The organism is Salmonella sp. WC3 (assembly GCF_042932255.1).
Classification (GTDB): Bacteria; Pseudomonadota; Gammaproteobacteria; order Enterobacterales; family Enterobacteriaceae; genus Salmonella; species Salmonella enterica.
On record NZ_CP170629.1, the window covers coordinates 2,998,691 to 3,017,526 of the forward strand.

18 protein-coding genes, 2 pseudogenes and 1 riboswitch are annotated in these 18,836 nt (G+C 56.3%); of the genes and pseudogenes, 16 read left to right on the forward strand and 4 right to left on the reverse strand.

Annotated elements, in window-relative coordinates; all coding sequences use genetic code 11:
• Positions 1–8: 8 nt before the first annotated feature.
• The 4 genes from cbiB to pduF all read right to left on the reverse strand — a co-directional run bounded on the left by cbiB (position 9) and on the right by pduF (position 4,864).
• A complete protein-coding gene (gene cbiB / locus ACFK9X_RS14805; RefSeq protein ID WP_122070888.1) occupies positions 9–968 on the reverse strand; it encodes an adenosylcobinamide-phosphate synthase CbiB in 960 nt (319 codons plus the stop codon).
• On the reverse strand, positions 965–2,344 hold the full coding sequence (locus ACFK9X_RS14810) for a cobyrinate a,c-diamide synthase (protein ID WP_151116858.1): 1,380 nt from the start codon (positions 2,342–2,344) through the stop codon (positions 965–967). Before ACFK9X_RS14810 ends, cbiB begins: the two co-directional genes overlap by 4 nt.
• Positions 2,345–2,440: 96 nt before the next feature.
• Positions 2,441–2,616, reverse strand: a riboswitch (cobalamin riboswitch).
• A gap of 325 nt (positions 2,617–2,941) precedes the next feature.
• Positions 2,942–3,853: a regulatory protein PocR gene (pocR, locus tag ACFK9X_RS14815; protein WP_000622326.1), complete on the reverse strand. Its 912-nt coding sequence runs from the start codon at positions 3,851–3,853 to the stop codon at positions 2,942–2,944.
• 216 nt (positions 3,854–4,069) lie between these two features.
• Entirely contained in the window at positions 4,070–4,864 is a 795-nt protein-coding gene (gene pduF, locus ACFK9X_RS14820; RefSeq protein WP_151117951.1) for a propanediol diffusion facilitator PduF, read from the reverse strand.
• 524 nt (positions 4,865–5,388) lie between these two features.
• Here pduF and pduA point away from each other — a divergent pair.
• The 16 genes and pseudogenes from pduA (at position 5,389) to pduS (ending at position 18,836) form a co-directional block, all read left to right on the forward strand.
• Positions 5,389–5,673, forward strand: coding sequence for a propanediol utilization microcompartment protein PduA (gene pduA, locus ACFK9X_RS14825; protein ID WP_001183618.1), 285 nt, complete (start codon positions 5,389–5,391; stop codon positions 5,671–5,673).
• On the forward strand, positions 5,670–6,482 hold the full coding sequence (pduB, locus tag ACFK9X_RS14830; protein WP_000097497.1) for a propanediol utilization microcompartment protein PduB: 813 nt from the start codon (positions 5,670–5,672) through the stop codon (positions 6,480–6,482). The genes pduA and pduB overlap by 4 nt, the downstream gene beginning before the upstream one ends.
• An 18-nt stretch (positions 6,483–6,500) precedes the next feature.
• Positions 6,501–8,165 (forward strand): propanediol dehydratase large subunit PduC, encoded by a 1,665-nt coding sequence (gene pduC / locus ACFK9X_RS14835; RefSeq protein ID WP_151116860.1) that lies wholly within the window; start codon positions 6,501–6,503, stop codon positions 8,163–8,165.
• A gap of 10 nt (positions 8,166–8,175) precedes the next feature.
• Positions 8,176–8,850 (forward strand): annotated as a pseudogene (gene pduD, locus ACFK9X_RS14840) (propanediol dehydratase medium subunit PduD).
• A gap of 14 nt (positions 8,851–8,864) precedes the next feature.
• A complete protein-coding gene (pduE, locus tag ACFK9X_RS14845) occupies positions 8,865–9,386 on the forward strand; it encodes a propanediol dehydratase small subunit PduE (protein ID WP_001090597.1) in 522 nt (173 codons plus the stop codon).
• Positions 9,387–9,592: 206 nt separating this feature from the next.
• Positions 9,593–11,425: a propanediol dehydratase reactivase alpha subunit PduG gene (gene pduG, locus ACFK9X_RS14850; RefSeq protein WP_151116862.1), complete on the forward strand. Its 1,833-nt coding sequence runs from the start codon at positions 9,593–9,595 to the stop codon at positions 11,423–11,425.
• Positions 11,415–11,765 (forward strand): propanediol dehydratase reactivase beta subunit PduH, encoded by a 351-nt coding sequence (gene pduH / locus ACFK9X_RS14855; RefSeq protein WP_151116864.1) that lies wholly within the window; start codon positions 11,415–11,417, stop codon positions 11,763–11,765. Before pduG ends, pduH begins: the two co-directional genes overlap by 11 nt.
• Before the next feature lie 18 nt (positions 11,766–11,783).
• Positions 11,784–12,059 carry a propanediol utilization microcompartment protein PduJ gene (gene pduJ, locus ACFK9X_RS14860; protein ID WP_151116866.1) on the forward strand — a complete coding sequence of 92 codons (276 nt, stop codon included), beginning with the start codon at positions 11,784–11,786 and terminating at the stop codon, positions 12,057–12,059.
• A 3-nt stretch (positions 12,060–12,062) separates the two neighbouring features.
• On the forward strand, positions 12,063–12,545 hold the full coding sequence (gene pduK, locus ACFK9X_RS14865) for a propanediol utilization microcompartment protein PduK (RefSeq protein WP_001284379.1): 483 nt from the start codon (positions 12,063–12,065) through the stop codon (positions 12,543–12,545).
• Positions 12,545–13,183 (forward strand): phosphate propanoyltransferase, encoded by a 639-nt coding sequence (locus ACFK9X_RS14870; protein WP_151116868.1) that lies wholly within the window; start codon positions 12,545–12,547, stop codon positions 13,181–13,183. The genes pduK and ACFK9X_RS14870 overlap by 1 nt, the downstream gene beginning before the upstream one ends.
• Positions 13,180–13,670, forward strand: a pseudogene (gene pduM, locus ACFK9X_RS14875) (propanediol utilization microcompartment protein PduM). Before ACFK9X_RS14870 ends, pduM begins: the two are co-directional and overlap by 4 nt.
• Before the next feature lie 3 nt (positions 13,671–13,673).
• Positions 13,674–13,949: a propanediol utilization microcompartment protein PduN gene (pduN, locus tag ACFK9X_RS14880; RefSeq protein WP_000549825.1), complete on the forward strand. Its 276-nt coding sequence runs from the start codon at positions 13,674–13,676 to the stop codon at positions 13,947–13,949.
• 9 nt (positions 13,950–13,958) lie between these two features.
• Positions 13,959–14,969 carry a two-domain cob(I)yrinic acid a,c-diamide adenosyltransferase PduO gene (gene pduO / locus ACFK9X_RS14885; protein ID WP_001029486.1) on the forward strand — a complete coding sequence of 337 codons (1,011 nt, stop codon included), beginning with the start codon at positions 13,959–13,961 and terminating at the stop codon, positions 14,967–14,969.
• The gene (pduP, locus tag ACFK9X_RS14890) at positions 14,966–16,360 is read left to right on the forward strand and encodes a CoA-acylating propionaldehyde dehydrogenase PduP (protein WP_001097680.1); all 1,395 of its coding nucleotides are present in this window, start codon (positions 14,966–14,968) and stop codon (positions 16,358–16,360) included. The genes pduO and pduP overlap by 4 nt, the downstream gene beginning before the upstream one ends.
• A gap of 11 nt (positions 16,361–16,371) precedes the next feature.
• On the forward strand, positions 16,372–17,484 hold the full coding sequence (pduQ, locus tag ACFK9X_RS14895; RefSeq protein ID WP_001677377.1) for a 1-propanol dehydrogenase PduQ: 1,113 nt from the start codon (positions 16,372–16,374) through the stop codon (positions 17,482–17,484).
• Positions 17,481–18,836, forward strand: a complete 1,356-nt coding sequence (pduS, locus tag ACFK9X_RS14900) for a cobalamin reductase PduS (RefSeq protein ID WP_151116870.1) — start codon at positions 17,481–17,483, stop codon at positions 18,834–18,836. The genes pduQ and pduS overlap by 4 nt, the downstream gene beginning before the upstream one ends.

Here is an 18,836-nt window from a genome sequence, read left to right on the forward strand (position 1 = left end):
TGTCGTCCTCAGGCCACGCCAGATAACCCGCACCGCGCCGCAATAAACAGCGCCAGCGCCAGGGTTGAAGCGACCCACATCAATCGAATCGTTCGGGAAATATCGTCCACGGAAATATCGCGCTGCGCGTCGCCTATCCAGGGCTTGTCCACACGCTCGCCAAAGTAGTTATTTGGGCCGCCGAGCTGGATACCTAAGGCGCCGGCCACACACGCTTCCGACCAGGCGCAATTTGGGCTACTGTGGTTATAACGGTCACGCCAGCCAATACGCAGCGCCCGCCAACCACTCAGGCGACACAGTCCTGCCGCAATGCCCAGCAACAGCCAGCTCAGTCGGGCAGGAAGATAGTTCGCTACGTCGTCCATACGGGCGCTGACCATACCAATCGCCCGGTATTTTTCATGTTTGTAGCCCACCATTGAATCCAGGGTATTGACGGCTTTGTAGGCCATCGCCAGCGGCGCGCCGCCGAGAAAGAGGAAAAAGAGCGGCGCGATAATGCCGTCAACGGTGTTTTCTGCAACCGTTTCCACCACGCCGCGATTGATCTGCGCTGGCTGAAGTTGCGACGTATCGCGCCCGACGATCCAGGAGAGTTTTATTCGGCTTTCCGCAAGGTCGTTCTCCCGCAACGGTCGTTCAACCTCCTGCGCGGCGCGGGCCAGAGAGCGTCCGGCCAGCGTGGTAAAGATCATCCAGACTTCGACGCTCCAGCCAAACCAGGGGTGAATCCGCTGCGCCAGCGCCAGTACGCCCCATGCCACGCCCCAGGTCGCCCCGACAACCACAACCCACATTACGCCGCCGCCAATCCGCAGCGCTTTATCGCCGGGACAATAGCGACGCACAATACGCTGCACAAACGTGATTAAACGACCTATCCAGCGTACCGGATGGGGCCAGTGTTGAGGGTCGCCGATGATAAAATCCAGCCCCCAGGCGATACACCAGGCAAGGATCGTCATAATACGCGCCTCGCCGCCGCCAGCCAGTGCTGCAACATTTCCAGACGCTGGGCGAAATGGACGTGCAGATAGCTGGCAAACGTGTTGCCTGTCTGCCAGCCGCCAGTCCATTCCTGTAACACGCGGCCATCGCGAACCTTACGACAGGCCATAACGGCGGGTGTTTCGGGAATAAAATCTGAGTAGTGAAATTCATGGCCGCGCACTATCTCGCCAGGCACCGCCAATAGCGTTGGCTGTATAGCCTGCGCCTCACAGTAACCAAAGCGGGTAAGTCGCTTACCCATTTTGCTGTGACCGGGGATAATATTCGCCATCTGATGAATTTCCCCACCGCTATCCTCCAGAGTGCTCCCCAGATACATCAGACCACCACACTCCGCGTAAATCGCCACGCCGCGCTGATGCGCCGCCCGCAAATGTTTTAACATCGCCGTATTTGCCGCCAGATCCGCGGCGTATAATTCAGGATATCCACCGCCCAGCCAGATCATCTGACAATCAGGCAATGCGCGGTCATGCAGTGGGCTGAAACGCACAATGTTAACGCCGGCGCGCTCCAGCAAATCGATGTTATCGGGATAATAAAAGTTAAAGGCCTCATCATCCGCCAGAGCAAGCGTCAGCCCTGCCCCCGCTGTGTTATCGGGGCGCTCAGGCCACATTCCCGTCGGAAGCGCTGATAACACGCTCAGCGAGAGTAGCGCATCCACATCCACTGTTTGTTCCAGCATGGCGGCAAAATCATGCCATGATTGCTGATTGACGAGGGATTCTCTGGCGGTAATCAACCCCAGGTGGCGTTCAGGTAATGCGACGCCGTCGCAAGGAGGGACATACCCCAGTACCGGCAGTGAGCAATAATGTTCAATGGCATTTTTGAGGAGCTGATAGTGGGCGTCGCTAGTGACGCGATTCACAATCACGCCCGCGAGGTTGAGGGTCGGGTCGAAGTGCTGAAATCCCATAACGGTAGCCGCAAGCGACGTTGAAACAGCCTTGCCGTCCACCAGTAGGATGACCGGGCAACCAAGCTGTTTGGCCATCGCGGCTGTGCTGCAGTAATTGAGGTCGACGCCATAGCCGTCATACAGCCCCATGACCCCTTCAATGACAGCGATATCCGCCTGCCGCATTTGTTCGCAAAATAAGGCGTTGAGAACAGGAGGAGGAAGCATGAAACTGTCAAGATTACGGGACGCCACGCCACAGATAGCGGTATGCCAGCCGGTATCAAGGTAATCTGGCCCAACTTTAAACGGCTGTACGCGCAGCGCGCGTTTTTGCAGCAGCCTCAACAAACCAAGCGTCACCGTGGTTTTGCCGCAACCGCTTCCTGTGCCTGCAAGAATAAATGCGTGATGCCTTGCCGCCATTACCCTGATCCTGTTCAGGGTGGTAGGGGTATACAGGTACGCGCATGTTCAGTCTTTCGACTGTACGCGTCTTCGCAACCCACTTCCCACCGAAGTTGTTGGTTATCACCGACAGGCAGGTCTTCTGGCTTAGCGTCCTCCTCGCCCGTCCTTCCCAATCTTGCGATCAGTGGTCTTTACGGGGTCGTCAGCATCACAGCAGCGGGGGCTGCGGGGGATTTTCACCCCCTTCCCTACCACAAATGTGGCAAACCTGTTGGTTTACGTTATGGCTGTACGGCACACCCATAACGGCAATTAATAATGTGCTACGTTTTACATTTCTGTGAGCAATAGCCTGAGCGGTTGCTCATCTGACGTTAATCTACTCATCCTTATCGGTATATTGACGATAAAACGTATCGACAAAGCGTAATAAAACTTATCTTTCCTGACACTGTACTTCATCACAAAAATAAAAACTGGTGCAGTTTATGCCTTAAATTTTATTATTTTGTTGCGCTATGACAATTTATTGTTACACCAGATAAATTTTCTTTCTGAAATGATTAAGATACAAAAGACTATCAAAAATCGGCAATAGCAAAATATTGCTATTCATAACGATGGAGGATGAGAATTCTCATTTATCTGCTGGCGATAAGCCTGCGGCGTAACCTGATAGGTCTGGCGGAAGACTTTGCAAAAATAACTGGTTTGCGAAAAGCCTAAATTACGCGCAATACTGGCAATACTCCAGTCACTATGGCAAAGCAATTCTCTGGCGCTAACCATTCTCTGGCGGTTCACCCACGCATTAAATCCGATTCCCTGATATTTTTTGAATAGCTTACTGAAGTAATAGGGGCTGAGATAGACATGTGAGGCGACATCCTCAAGACGAAGATCGTCGGACAAATGCGCATCAATATAGCGAAGCGCTTTTTTCATTTTACTGTCATGCGGAGTGGGACCACGAGTGGTTTTATTTGCCTCCGATTGCTGCGGATTGTCTTTGATAACCACGAAATTGAGCTGTTTTTTCAGGCAATTCTCAACTATCAGTTTAAGAAGATCGGCGGAAGCGATAACGCGTGAATAGTCCATCTCTGGCACATTCCGAAATTCATTCAAGAGCTCAGGATCAGCCTGCCAGCGATCGTCGACATTAAGAATGTTTACCAGCTCCACGTCATTACTTAAACGAACCTGCCCGCATAAAACAAAGCCAACTAAATGCCCTGCGATTACCAGCGGAATAGAAAAATCCGTTAGACCGGCATGACAACGATAAATACAGGGTTGATCGGACTTCGATGCCTCCAGTCCCCCGCAGCGATCGCTCATACGACAACGTGTACTATGCTGGGGATGCTGCCGCATCAACTGACAAAACGGCGTGAAATTGAATAGCTCAGATATTTCATCACCATGAATATTGACAACCACAACCGCCAGACCGGTGGCTTGTGCAAAATCCTGTGCGATTTTATTAATGAGTTCTGAGTTCAGAGCGCTCGCAGAAATCATGATAAAACCCCTCAGTTAATTTATTGTTATAAACAAAACACATTATTTACATTCACTTTTTATTAGCATTATCCTGGCCCTGATAAAAAGTACAATGACAATATCAAAAGTCTCCCATTGCTGGGAGACGTTTTGATCAGTTCGTGAAAGCAGATCACGAAATTATCTCACCTGTTTTTACGATACATCATTGCTGTGAATCTGGTTCGCATTTTCTTACAGTTCACAGCGGTTACAAGGTAAATTCTTACCAATAAAATAGCGATATATGGCTGCTCCGGCACAGGCGCCGATAACAGGCGCGACAATCGGCACGATAAAATAAGGGATCTCTCGCCCACCGCTCATCGCCATGTTCCCCCACCCCGCTAACCATGTGAACAGTTTGGGACCGAAATCACGCGCCGGGTTCATTGCAAAACCGGTAAGGGGTCCAGTAGACGCGCCGATAACGGCAACCAATATCCCAATAAGCAAAGGCGAAAGCGGCCCTTTAGGAATGCCATTGCCATCATCCGTCAATGCCATGATCATGCCCATCAGAATCGACGTAATGACCACTTCCACCAACGCAGCCTGCCATACATTTAGCGCTGCGGCCGGATAGGTACTGAAAATGCTGGCTAATTGCAAACTTTCGACGCTACCGCGCACCATATGATGCGCAGTCTCAAATTCAGTAAAAAGGCTACTATAAAGCACATACGCCAGCAGAGCGCCGCCAAAAGCGCCGGCAAACTGGGCAATAATATAAGGCAATACTTTCTGTTTGGGGAAGCAGGCAAACAGCCACAGCGCAATCGTCACCGCAGGGTTAAGATGTCCGCCGGAGATTCCGGCAGTAAGGTAAACGGCCAGTGAAATTCCAAGCCCCCAAATAATGCAAATCTCCCATAATCCGAGGCTGGCGCCTGCGACTTTGAGCGCGCTCAAACAACCGATACCAAAAAACAAAAAGAGTCCGGTGCCTAAAAATTCCGCACCACATTGCGCCTTTAGAGAATCATTCATGTGACACCTTCTGAGCAAAGTTCGTGTCCTGGCCAGCGCAAGTTTCGGCTGGCGGTAGAGTACAGCTAACCTCACTATAAAAAGTGCCGCCTGTAAATTGTTGGCAACCTGCGAACCTGTCTCCCGGAAAAATCGTGTTGCGATAGCAAAATTTTGCTTTTCCGATATTTTTAGCAGCCCATCATACGGAAGATTCGAGCTATAAAATACGCCTGTGAAAATAATAAAATATTGCACAAGCCAACTTATCAATTTCGAATAAGCATCACATTTTGCGTCTTTCACCATATCAAATAAAAATACTCTCGTCACTAACAAAAATGTAAAAATGAAATAATAAAAACAAAATAATCATATAGACAATAATAAATTAAATGTAATTTATCAATAAGTTATAAAAGCAAAAGACAATTTAGTCATATTGCTTTCCCATTATTTTCTGATGCTCAACAGCAAGTCAGCCATTCTTTTTCCTCGCATCTTCTTATAGTCCCAACTATCGGAACACTCCATGCGAGGTCTTTATGCAACAAGAAGCACTAGGAATGGTAGAAACCAAAGGCTTAACCGCAGCCATAGAGGCCGCTGATGCAATGGTTAAGTCAGCCAATGTGATGTTAGTGGGCTATGAAAAGATTGGCTCCGGGCTGGTAACCGTCATCGTGCGCGGCGATGTTGGCGCGGTCAAAGCGGCCACCGATGCAGGTGCCGCAGCCGCACGCAACGTGGGTGAAGTGAAAGCCGTACACGTCATCCCACGCCCTCACACCGATGTAGAAAAAATCTTACCGAAGGGAATTAGCCAATGAGCAGCAATGAGCTGGTGGAACAGATCATGGCGCAGGTGATTGCCCGTGTGGCAACGCCGGAACAACAGGCCATCCCTGGTCAACCCCAACCTATACGAGAGACGGCTATGGCAGAAAAAAGCTGCAGTTTAACGGAATTTGTCGGGACCGCCATTGGCGATACCCTGGGCCTGGTTATCGCCAACGTCGATACCGCCCTGCTGGACGCGATGAAGCTTGAGAAGCGCTATCGTTCCATCGGCATTCTCGGCGCCCGCACCGGCGCAGGCCCGCACATTATGGCGGCGGACGAAGCGGTGAAAGCCACCAATACCGAAGTGGTCAGCATTGAGCTGCCGCGCGATACCAAAGGCGGAGCGGGCCACGGTTCGCTGATTATTTTAGGCGGTAACGACGTGTCCGACGTCAAGCGCGGTATCGAAGTCGCGCTGAAAGAGCTGGACCGCACCTTCGGTGATGTTTACGGCAACGAAGCCGGACATATCGAGCTGCAGTACACCGCTCGCGCCAGCTATGCGCTGGAAAAAGCGTTCGGCGCGCCGATTGGCCGCGCCTGCGGCATTATCGTCGGCGCTCCGGCTTCCGTCGGCGTACTGATGGCCGATACCGCGCTGAAGTCAGCCAACGTTGAAGTCGTGGCGTACAGCTCTCCGGCGCACGGCACCAGCTTTAGTAACGAAGCTATTCTGGTGATTTCCGGCGACTCCGGCGCGGTCCGTCAGGCGGTGACCTCCGCCCGCGAAATCGGCAAAACCGTCCTTGCGACCCTCGGTTCTGAACCGAAAAACGATCGCCCGTCCTACATCTGATACCCACGAGGCTGATTCATGAGATCGAAAAGATTTGAAGCACTGGCGAAACGCCCTGTGAATCAGGACGGCTTTGTTAAGGAGTGGATCGAAGAAGGCTTTATCGCGATGGAAAGCCCGAACGACCCAAAACCGTCGATAAAAATCGTTAACGGCGCGGTGACCGAGCTGGACGGAAAACCGGTTAGCGAATTCGACCTGATCGACCACTTTATTGCTCGCTACGGCATCAACCTGAACCGCGCCGAAGAAGTGATGGCGATGGATTCGATCAAGCTGGCTAACATGCTGTGCGATCCTAACGTCAAGCGCAGCGAAATCGTTCCGCTGACCACCGCCATGACCCCGGCGAAAATTGTTGAAGTGGTTTCGCATATGAACGTCGTCGAAATGATGATGTCGATGCAAAAAATGCGCGCTCGCCGCACGCCGTCTCAGCAGGCACACGTCACAAACGTCAAGGATAACCCGGTGCAAATTGCCGCCGATGCCGCCGAAGGCGCATGGCGCGGGTTTGACGAACAAGAAACCACCGTTGCGGTAGCACGCTACGCGCCGTTCAACGCCATCGCGCTGTTGGTCGGCTCTCAGGTTGGTCGTCCGGGCGTACTGACGCAGTGCTCCCTGGAAGAAGCCACCGAGCTGAAGCTCGGCATGCTGGGCCACACCTGCTACGCCGAAACCATCTCCGTTTACGGCACCGAGCCGGTCTTCACCGACGGTGACGATACACCATGGTCGAAGGGCTTCTTAGCCTCTTCCTACGCCTCTCGCGGCCTGAAAATGCGCTTCACCTCCGGTTCTGGCTCCGAAGTGCAGATGGGCTACGCCGAAGGCAAATCCATGCTGTATCTGGAAGCGCGCTGCATCTATATCACCAAAGCGGCTGGCGTTCAGGGTCTGCAAAACGGCTCCGTAAGCTGCATCGGCGTACCGTCTGCCGTGCCGTCAGGCATTCGTGCTGTGCTGGCGGAAAACCTGATCTGCTCTTCGCTGGATCTGGAATGCGCCTCCAGTAACGACCAGACCTTCACCCACTCCGATATGCGTCGTACCGCGCGCCTGCTGATGCAGTTCCTGCCAGGTACCGACTTTATCTCCTCTGGTTATTCCGCGGTGCCGAACTACGACAACATGTTCGCCGGTTCCAACGAAGATGCGGAAGACTTTGACGACTACAACGTTATCCAGCGTGACCTGAAAGTGGACGGCGGTCTGCGCCCGGTTCGTGAAGAGGACGTTATCGCCATCCGTAACAAAGCCGCCCGCGCGCTGCAGGCCGTGTTTGCCGGAATGGGACTACCGCCGATTACCGATGAAGAAGTTGAAGCCGCGACCTATGCCCACGGTTCGAAAGATATGCCGGAGCGTAACATCGTCGAAGACATCAAGTTCGCCCAGGAAATCATCAATAAAAACCGCAACGGTCTGGAAGTCGTTAAAGCGCTGGCGCAGGGCGGGTTTACCGACGTGGCCCAGGACATGCTCAACATCCAGAAAGCCAAGCTAACCGGCGACTATTTGCACACCTCCGCCATTATCGTCGGCGACGGACAAGCGCTCTCTGCGGTTAATGACGTCAATGACTATGCCGGTCCGGCAACAGGTTATCGCCTGCAGGGAGAACGCTGGGAAGAGATTAAAAACATCCCTGGCGCTCTTGATCCCAACGAGATTGATTAAGGGGTGAGAAATGGAAATTAATGAAAAATTGCTGCGCCAGATAATTGAAGACGTGCTCCGCGATATGAAGGGCAGCGATAAACCCGTCTCGTTTAATGCGCCTGCGGCATCCACAGCACCACAGACCGCTGCGCCTGCGGGCGACGGCTTTCTGACCGAAGTGGGCGAAGCGCGCCAAGGTACTCAGCAGGACTAAGTCATTATCGCCGTCGGCCCGGCATTTGGCCTGGCACAGACTGTTAATATCGTCGGCTTACCGCATAAGAGCATCCTGCGCGAAATCATTGCCGGTATTGAAGAAGAAGGTATCAGGGCGCGCGTGATTCGCTGCTTTAAATCTTCCGACGTGGCGTTCGTCGCCGTTGAAGGTAACCGCCTGAGCGGCTCCGGCATTTCCATCGGCATCCAGTCGAAAGGCACTACGGTTATCCACCAGCAGGGACTACCGCCGCTCTCCAACCTGGAGCTGTTCCCGCAAGCACCGCTGCTGACGCTGGAAACCTACCGTCAGATTGGTAAAAACGCCGCCCGTTATGCGAAACGCGAATCACCGCAGCCGGTCCCTACGCTGAATGACCAGATGGCACGCCCGAAGTACCAGGCAAAGTCGGCCATTTTGCACATTAAAGAGACCAAGTACGTCGTGACGGGCAAAAACCCGCAGGAACTGCGCGTGGCGCTTTGATAAAGGATAACTCCATGAATACCGACGCAATTGAATCGATGGTCCGGGACGTATTGAGCCGCATGAACAGCCTGCAGGGCGATGCGCCAGCAGCGGCTCCTGCGGCAGGCGGCACGTCCCGCAGCGCAAAGGTCAGCGACTACCCGCTGGCGAACAAACACCCGGAATGGGTGAAAACCGCCACCAATAAAACGCTGGACGACTTTACGCTGGAAAACGTGCTGAGCAATAAAGTCACCGCTCAGGATATGCGTATTACCCCGGAAACCCTGCGCTTACAGGCGTCTATCGCCAAAGATGCGGGCCGCGACCGGCTGGCGATGAACTTCGAACGCGCCGCCGAACTGACCGCGGTACCGGACGATCGCATTCTTGAAATCTACAACGCCCTTCGTCCGTATCGTTCAACGAAAGAAGAGCTGCTCGCTATCGCCGACGATCTCGAAAACCGTTATCAGGCAAAGATTTGCGCAGCTTTCGTTCGTGAAGCGGCAGGGCTGTACGTTGAGCGTAAAAAACTCAAAGGCGACGATTAGCTTTCTCTAAGTAATTCGAGATGCATTGAGGCGGCAAGTGAGTGACAAATTCGTCTGGAACGAATTTGAACAGCCATAGGCTGGCTTTAGTGAGGGACAGGGATGTCCCTCATAATCCCGATGAGCTTACTGTAGTAAGTGATTCGGGTGAAAGAACGCAGCCAACAAAAAGGCAGTTTGAAGTACGACGAGAAAAAGGATATACGATGCGATATATAGCTGGCATTGACATCGGTAACTCATCAACGGAAGTCGCACTGGCGCGGCAAGATGAGACTGGCGCACTAACGATTACGCACAGCGCGCTGGCGGAAACGACCGGGATCAAAGGCACGTTGCGTAACGTGTTCGGCATTCAGGAAGCGCTCGCCCTCGTCGCAAAGCGCGCGGGGATCAATGTCAGCGATATTTCGCTCATCCGCATTAACGAAGCCACGCCGGTGATTGGCGATGTGGCGATGGAAACCATTACCGAAACCATCATCACCGAATCGACAATGATTGGCCATAACCCAAAAACGCCGGGCGGAGCAGGCCTTGGTGTGGGTATCACGATTACGCCGGAGGAGCTGTTAACCCGCCCTGCGGACTCGTCCTATATTCTGGTGGTATCGTCAGCCTTTGATTTTGCTGATATCGCCAATGTTATCAACGCCTCAATGCGCGCCGGATACCAGATTACCGGCGTCATTTTGCAGCGCGACGATGGCGTACTGGTCAGCAACCGGCTGGAAAAATCGCTACCGATTGTCGATGAAGTTCTTTACATCGACCGCATTCCGCTGGGGATGCTGGCGGCGATTGAAGTCGCCGTGCCGGGAAAGGTTATCGAAACCCTCTCTAACCCTTACGGCATCGCCACCGTATTCAACCTCAACGCCGATGAGACGAAAAACATCGTCCCGATGGCGCGCGCGCTGATTGGCAACCGTTCCGCCGTGGTGGTTAAAACGCCATCCGGAGACGTCAAAGCGCGCGCAATACCCGCCGGTAACCTGGAGCTGCAGGCTCAGGGTCGTACCGTGCGCGTGGATGTTGCCGCCGGTGCCGAAGCTATCATGAAAGCGGTGGACGGCTGTGGTAAGCTCGACAACGTCACCGGCGAGGCCGGGACCAATATCGGCGGCATGCTGGAGCACGTACGCCAGACCATGGCCGAGCTAACCAATAAGCCCAGCAGCGAGATTTTCATTCAGGATCTTCTGGCCGTTGACACCTCGGTTCCGGTGAGCGTCACCGGCGGTCTGGCCGGGGAGTTCTCGCTGGAGCAGGCCGTCGGCATCGCCTCGATGGTGAAATCAGACCGTCTGCAGATGGCGATGATTGCCCGTGAAATTGAGCAGAAGCTCAATATCGACGTGCAGATCGGCGGCGCTGAGGCTGAAGCCGCCATTCTGGGCGCGCTGACCACGCCGGGTACCACCCGACCGCTGGCGATCCTCGACCTCGGCGCGGGCTCCACCGATGCCTCCATCATCAACCCTAAAGGTGAAATCATCGCCACCCATCTCGCCGGGGCAGGCGACATGGTCACGATGATTATTGCCCGCGAACTGGGGCTGGAAGACCGCTATCTGGCGGAAGAGATCAAAAAATACCCGCTGGCTAAGGTCGAAAGCCTGTTCCACTTACGCCACGAGGACGGCAGCGTCCAGTTCTTCCCGATGCCGCTGCCTCCTGCGGTGTTCGCCCGCGTCTGCGTGGTGAAACCGGACGAACTGGTGCCGCTTCCCGGCGACTTAGCGCTGGAAAAAGTGCGCGCCATTCGCCGCAGCGCCAAAGAGCGCGTCTTTGTCACCAACGCCCTGCGCGCGCTGCGTCAGGTCAGTCCAACCGGCAACATTCGCGATATTCCGTTCGTGGTGCTGGTCGGCGGCTCGTCGCTGGATTTCGAAGTTCCGCAGCTGGTTACGGATGCGCTGGCGCACTACCGCCTGGTCGCCGGGCGAGGAAATATTCGCGGTGGCGAAGGCCCAAGAAACGCGGTGGCCACCGGCCTGATTCTCTCCTGGCACAAGGAGTTTGCATATGGACAGTAATCACAGCGCCCCGGCCATCGTCATTACCGTTATCAACGACTGCGCCAGCCTCTGGCACGAAGTGCTGCTGGGTATCGAAGAGGAAGGCATCCCTTTCCTGCTTCAGCATCACCCGGCTGGAGATGTCGTTGACAGCGCCTGGCAGGCGGCGCGCAGCTCGCCGCTGCTGGTCGGCATTGCCTGCGATCGACACTCGCTGGTCGTGCATTACAAGAATTTACCCGCATCGGCGCCGCTTTTTACGCTGATGCATCATCAGGACAGTCAGGCCCATCTTAATACCGGTAATAACGCGGCACGGCTGGTCAAAGGGATCCCTTTCCGGGATCTCCATGCTTAATCACAGGAGAACGGCAGTATGAATAACGCACTGGGACTGGTTGAAACAAAAGGGCTGGTCGGCGCCATTGAAGCCGCCGATGCAATGGTTAAATCCGCCAACGTACAGCTGGTGGGCTACGAAAAAATTGGTTCTGGCCTGGTTACCGTCATGGTTCGCGGCGATGTCGGCGCGGTTAAAGCAGCCGTAGATGCCGGCAGCGCGGCGGCAAGCGTCGTGGGTGAAGTGAAATCCTGCCACGTTATCCCGCGTCCGCACAGTGATGTTGAGGACATTTTACCGAAATCAGCCTAATCGATGGCGAATAAGGAGCACCGCGTGAAGCAATCACTGGGATTACTTGAGGTTTGTGGTCTGGCACTGGCTATCAGCTGCGCCGATATCATGGCGAAATCCGCTTCTATCACGCTGCTCGCCCTCGAAAAGACCAATGGTTCAGGCTGGATGGTGATTAAAATTACCGGTGATGTGGCCTCCGTGCAGGCGGCCATCACCACCGGTGCGCATTTCGCCGAACAGCGGAATGGCCTGGTGGCCCACAAGGTTATCGCCAGGCCCGGAGAAGGGATCCTGCTCGCAGAGGCTCCCTCCCCCTCCGTCATAGAACCTGAGCCTGAAGCGTCAGAGATGGCCGATGTCGTTTCTGAAGCGCCAGCCGAAGATGCCCCGCAGGAATCAGAACTGGTCAGCTGCAATCTGTGTCTGGATCCAAAATGTCCGCGCCAGAAGGGCGAACCTCGTACGCTTTGCATTCATTCCGGCAAGCGAGGTGAAGCGTAATGGATAAAGAGCTTCTGCAATCAACGGTCAGTAAAGTTCTCGACGAGATGCGCCAGCGGCCTATTCCGCTGGGAGTCTCAAACCGTCATATCCACCTGTCCGCACAGGATTATGAGCGGCTGTTTCCCGGCCATCCCATCAGCGAGAAAAAAGCGCTGCTGCAGCCGGGACAATACGCCGCGGGGCAAACCGTCACTCTGGTGGGACCGAAAGGGCAGCTCAAAAATGTGCGCCTGCTCGGCCCGCTGCGCTCGGTAAGCCAGGTGGAAATTTCGCGTACCGATGCGAGAACGCTGGGGATTGCCGCGCCGCTGAGAATGTCCGGCAACCTGAAGGGGACGCCGGGCATCCGCCTGGTCAGCCCCTTTGCCGAACTGGAGCTGCCTTCCGGGGTTATCGTCGCGCAGCGGCATATCCATATGTCGCCGCTTGATGCGCTGATCCTGCGGGTTTCCCACGGCGATATGGTCTCCGTGGCGATTGAAGGCGACGATCGCGGGCTCGGGCTGATTTTCAACAACGTGGCGATTCGCGTTTCACCGGACATGCGCCTCGAAATGCACATTGATACCGATGAAGCCAACGCCGCTGGTGCCGATAACCCACATGCCTTTGCCCGGCTGGTAGGCCCGCGATGAACGGCGAAACCCTGCAGCGCATTGTCGAGGAGATTGTCTCCCGGCTGCAGCGCCGTGCCCAGAGCACGGCGACGCTGAGCGTTACGCAACTTCGTGATGCCGACTGTCCAGCGCTGTTCTGTCAGCACGCGTCGCTGCGCATCCTGCTCGTCGACCTGCCGCTGCTGGGTCAGCTTGCGGATGCAGAAACCGACGATGCCGCCGCCCGGAAAATTCACGACGCGCTGGCGTTTGGCATCCGCGTACAGCTCAGCCTGCACAGCCAGTTGCTGCCGGTTATCCCGGTAAAAAACTGGCTCGTCTGCCGCTGGTATTCACCGACGAGCACGGACTGCCGCTGGTTCTGCATGCGGGTTCGGTGCTGAGCTATCGCGATGTCGCGCTGCTAAGCCGGGGGCGTCTGGTTGTCCACCGCAAATGCATCGTGACCGCCATGGCGCGTGACGCGGCCAATGCGCGGAATATTCAATTAATTAAGCAGGAGTAAATCATGCATCTGGCACGAGTCACGGGCGCGGTTGTCTCCACGCAAAAATCACCTTCTTTGATTGGGAAAAAGCTGCTGCTGGTGCGTCGGGTCAGCGCCGATGGCGAACTCCCCGCCTCGCCCACCTCCGGCGATGAAGTGGCCGTGGACTCCGTCGGCGCGGGCGTCGGCGAACTGGTTTTGCTCAGCGGCGGCTCCAGCGCCAGGCACGTTTTTTCCGGGCCAAATGAGGCCATCGACCTCGCCGTTGTCGGCATTGTAGATACGCTTTCGCGTTAAGGGGCGGTTATGGCGATTTATACCCGAACAGGTGACGCTGGCACCACATCACTGTTTACCGGCCAGCGGGTGAGCAAAACCCACCCGCGGGTTGAAGCCTACGGCACGCTGGATGAGCTGAACGCCGCGCTGAGCCTGTGCGCCTGCGCCGCTGCGGATGAAAATCACCGCACCTTACTCGAGGCCATCCAGCAGCAACTTTTTTGGTTTAGCGCAGAGCTGGCCAGCGACAGCGAGCAGCCGTCGCCCAAACAGCGCTACATCAGCAGCGAAGAGATTTCGGCCCTGGAAGCCGCTATCGATCGGGCAATGGCCCGCGTCGAACCGCTGCACAGCTTTATTTTACCCGGACGCTGCGAAGCCGCGAGCCGCTTACATTTTGCCCGCACGCTGGCGCGCCGCGCCGAACGCCGTCTGGTTGAACTGGCAACTGAAGTCAACGTACGCCAGGTGCTGATGCGCTACATCAACCGCTTATCGGACTGCCTGTACGCCCTGGCCCGCGCGGAAGATAGCGATGCGCACCAGGCCAACATCATCCGCGAAGTTAGCAAGCGCTATCTGGCTGCCAGCCAGCCGACCCGCAGCAAGGAGACAACGCCCGTGGCCCTCTCATTCCACGATCTGCACCAGCTCACCCGCGCCGCCGTTGAACGCGCGCAGCAACTGCAGGTTCCGGTAGTCGTCAGCATCGTTGACGCGCACGGCACGGAAACTGTGACCTGGCGGATGCCGGACGCCCTGCTGGTCAGCAGCGAGCTGGCGCCGAAAAAGGCCTGGACCGCAGTGGCGATGAAAACGGCGACCCATGAGCTGAGCGATGTCGTTCAGCCGGGCGCCGCGCTTTACGGTCTGGAAAGTCATTTACAGGGAAAAGTGGTCACCTTTGGCGGCGGTTACGCCCTGTGGCGCGACGGCATATTAATTGGGGGTCTTGGCATCAGCGGCGGCAGCGTTGAGCAGGACATGGACATAGCACAGACCGCCATCGCGGCTATTAACGTGGGAACTCATCAATGAATACTTCTGAACTCGAAACCCTGATTCGCACCATTCTTAGCGAGCAATTAACCACGCCGGCGCAAACGCCGGTCCAGCCTCAGGGCAAAGGGATTTTCCAGTCCGTGAGCGAGGCCATCGACGCCGCGCACCAGGCGTTCTTACGTTATCAGCAGTGCCCGCTAAAAACCCGCAGCGCCATTATCAGCGCGATGCGTCAGGAGCTGACGCCGCTGCTGGCGCCCCTGGCGGAAGAGAGCGCCAATGAAACGGGGATGGGCAACAAAGAAGATAAATTTCTCAAAAACAAGGCTGCGCTGGACAACACGCCGGGCGTAGAAGATCTCACCACCACCGCGCTGACCGGCGACGGCGGCATGGTGCTGTTTGAATACTCACCGTTTGGCGTTATCGGTTCGGTCGCCCCAAGCACCAACCCGACGGAAACCATCATCAACAACAGTATCAGCATGCTGGCGGCGGGCAACAGTATCTACTTTAGCCCGCATCCGGGAGCGAAAAAGGTCTCTCTGAAGCTGATTAGCCTGATTGAAGAGATTGCCTTCCGCTGCTGCGGCATCCGCAATCTGGTGGTGACCGTGGCGGAACCCACCTTCGAAGCGACCCAGCAGATGATGGCCCACCCGCGAATCGCAGTACTGGCCATTACCGGCGGCCCGGGCATTGTGGCAATGGGCATGAAGAGCGGTAAGAAGGTGATTGGCGCTGGCGCGGGTAACCCGCCCTGCATCGTTGATGAAACGGCGGACCTGGTGAAAGCGGCGGAAGATATCATTAACGGCGCGTCATTCGATTACAACCTGCCCTGCATTGCCGAGAAGAGCCTGATCGTAGTGGAGAGTGTCGCCGAACGTCTGGTGCAGCAAATGCAAACCTTCGGCGCGCTGCTGTTAAGCCCTGCCGATACCGACAAACTCCGCGCCGTCTGCCTGCCTGAAGGCCAGGCGAATAAAAAACTGGTCGGCAAGAGCCCATCGGCCATGCTGGAAGCCGCCGGGATCGCTGTCCCTGCAAAAGCGCCGCGTCTGCTGATTGCGCTGGTTAACGCTGACGATCCGTGGGTCACCAGCGAACAGTTGATGCCGATGCTGCCAGTGGTAAAAGTCAGCGATTTCGATAGCGCGCTGGCGCTGGCCCTGAAGGTTGAAGAGGGGCTGCATCATACCGCCATTATGCACTCGCAGAACGTGTCACGCCTGAACCTCGCGGCCCGCACGCTGCAAACCTCGATATTCGTCAAAAACGGCCCCTCTTATGCCGGGATCGGCGTCGGCGGCGAAGGCTTTACCACCTTCACTATCGCCACACCAACCGGTGAAGGGACCACGTCAGCGCGTACTTTTGCCCGTTCCCGGCGCTGCGTACTGACCAACGGCTTTTCTATTCGCTAACTGAGGTCGCGATGAATACCTTCTCACTACAAACGCGGTTGTACAGCGGTCAGGGCAGCCTGGCGGTGCTCAAGCGCTTTACCAATAAGCACATCTGGATAATCTGCGATGGCTTTCTGGCGCGCTCTCCGCTGCTGGATACCCTGCGTAACGCGCTGCCCGCAGATAACCGCATCAGCGTATTTAGCGAGATAACGCCGGCCCCCACCATCCACACAGTGGTTCAGGGCATTGCGCAAATGCAGGCTCTGCAACCGCAGGTGGTGATCGGTTTTGGCGGCGGCTCGGCAATGGACGCGGCGAAAGCGATTGTCTGGTTTAGCCAGCAGAGCGGGATCAACATCGAAACCTGCGTGGCGATCCCGACCACCAGCGGCACCGGCTCGGAAGTGACCAGCGCCTGCGTAATTAGCGACCCGGATAAAGGCATCAAGTATCCGCTGTTCAACAATGCGCTGTATCCGGATATGGCGATCCTCGACCCGGAGCTGGTGGTCAGCGTACCGCCGCAGATTACCGCCAACACCGGCATGGACGTGCTGACCCACGCCCTGGAGGCCTGGGTGTCACCGCGCGCCAGCGACTTTACCGACGCGCTGGCGGAAAAAGCCGCCAAACTGGTGTTCCAGTATCTGCCCACGGCGGTGGAAAAAGGCGACTGCGTGGCGACGCGCGGGAAAATGCACAATGCCTCAACGCTCGCCGGGATGGCCTTCAGCCAGGCGGGGCTGGGGCTTAACCACGCGATAGCCCACCAGCTTGGCGGGCAGTTTCATCTGCCGCATGGCCTGGCCAACGCCCTGCTGTTAACCACGGTTATCCGTTTTAACGCCGGCGTTCCGCGCGCCGCCAAACGCTACGCGCGGCTGGCCAAAGCCTGCGGTTTTTGCCCGGCAGAAGCCAATGATATCGCGGCGATCAATGCGCTGATTCAGCAAATCGAACTGCTTAAGCAACGCTGCGCCCTTCCCTCACTGGCCGTTGCGCTTAAAGAAGGAAGATCCAACTTTTCCGCACGCATTCCGGCGATGGTGCAGGCCGCGCTGGCGGACGTTACGCTGCGCACCAACCCGCGCCCGGCCAGCGCCGAAGAAATTCGTGAACTGCTGGAGGAACTGCTATGAGCACCGCCATCAACAGCGTTGAAATGTCCCTTAGCGCCGATGAAATTCGTGAGCACGTCCGCGCAGCGGGCGTTGTCGGTGCGGGCGGCGCAGGTTTTCCCGCTCACGTCAAACTACAGGCGCAGGTAGAGATTTTTCTGGTGAACGCCGCCGAGTGTGAACCGATGCTCAAGGTTGACCAGCAGCTAATGTGGCAGCAGGCCGCGCGTCTTGTCCGCGGCGTACAGTACGCCATGACGGCGACCGGCGCGCGCGAAGGGGTGATTGCCCTGAAAGAAAAATACCGCCGGGCCATCGACGCCCTTACCCCGCTACTGCCCGCCGGTATCCGCCTGCATATTCTGCCGGATGTTTATCCGGCGGGCGATGAGGTGCTGACTATCTGGATGGCAACCGGTCGTCGGGTCGCCCCTGCCGCGTTGCCTGCCAGCGTCGGCGTGGCCGTCAATAACGTGCAAACGGTGCTCAATATTGCCCGGGCGGTCGAGCAGCAGTTTCCGGTCACTCGTCGCACGTTGACCGTGAACGGCGCGGTCGCCAGACCGTTGACCGTTACTGTTCCCATCGGCATGTCGCTGCGGGAAGTACTGGCGCTGGCGGGCGGCGCAACGGTCGACGACCCTAGTTTTATTAACGGCGGCCCGATGATGGGTGGCCTGATTACCTCTCTTGATAATCCGGTGACGAAAACTACCGGCGGCCTGCTGGTGCTCCCCAAAAGCCATCCGCTTATCCAGCGGAGAATGCAGGACGAGCGCACGGTGCTTTCCGTCGCGCGCACCGTCTGCGAACAGTGCCGACTGTGTACCGATCTCTGTCCGCGACACCTGATCGGCCACGAACTCTCTCCGCACCTGCTGGTGCGGGCGGTGAACTTTCACCAGGCTGCCACGCCGCAGCTGCTGCTGAGCGCCCTTACCTGCTCGGAATGCAACGTTTGCGAAAGCGTGGCCTGTCCGGTGGGGATCTCGCCGATGCGCATCAACCGCATGTTAAAACGCGAGCTACGGGAGCAAAACCAGCGCTACGAAGGGCCGCTGAATCCGTCCGACGAAATGGCGAAATATCGCCTGGTGCCGGTGAAGCGGCTGATCGCCAAACTGGGACTAAGCCCCTGGTCCCAGGAAGCGCCGCTGGTTGAAGAAGAGCCGTCAGTAGAAAAAGTCACTTTGCAGCTGCGCCAGCATATTGGTGCCAGCGCAGTACCGACTGTTGCCGTCGGCGAGCGCGTGACGCGCGGGCAATGCGTTGCCGATGTCCCGCCTGGCGCGCTCGGCGCCCCCGTTCACGCCAGCATCGACGGCATTGTTTCGGCCATCAGCGAACAGGCCATCACGGTTGTAAGAGGTTAA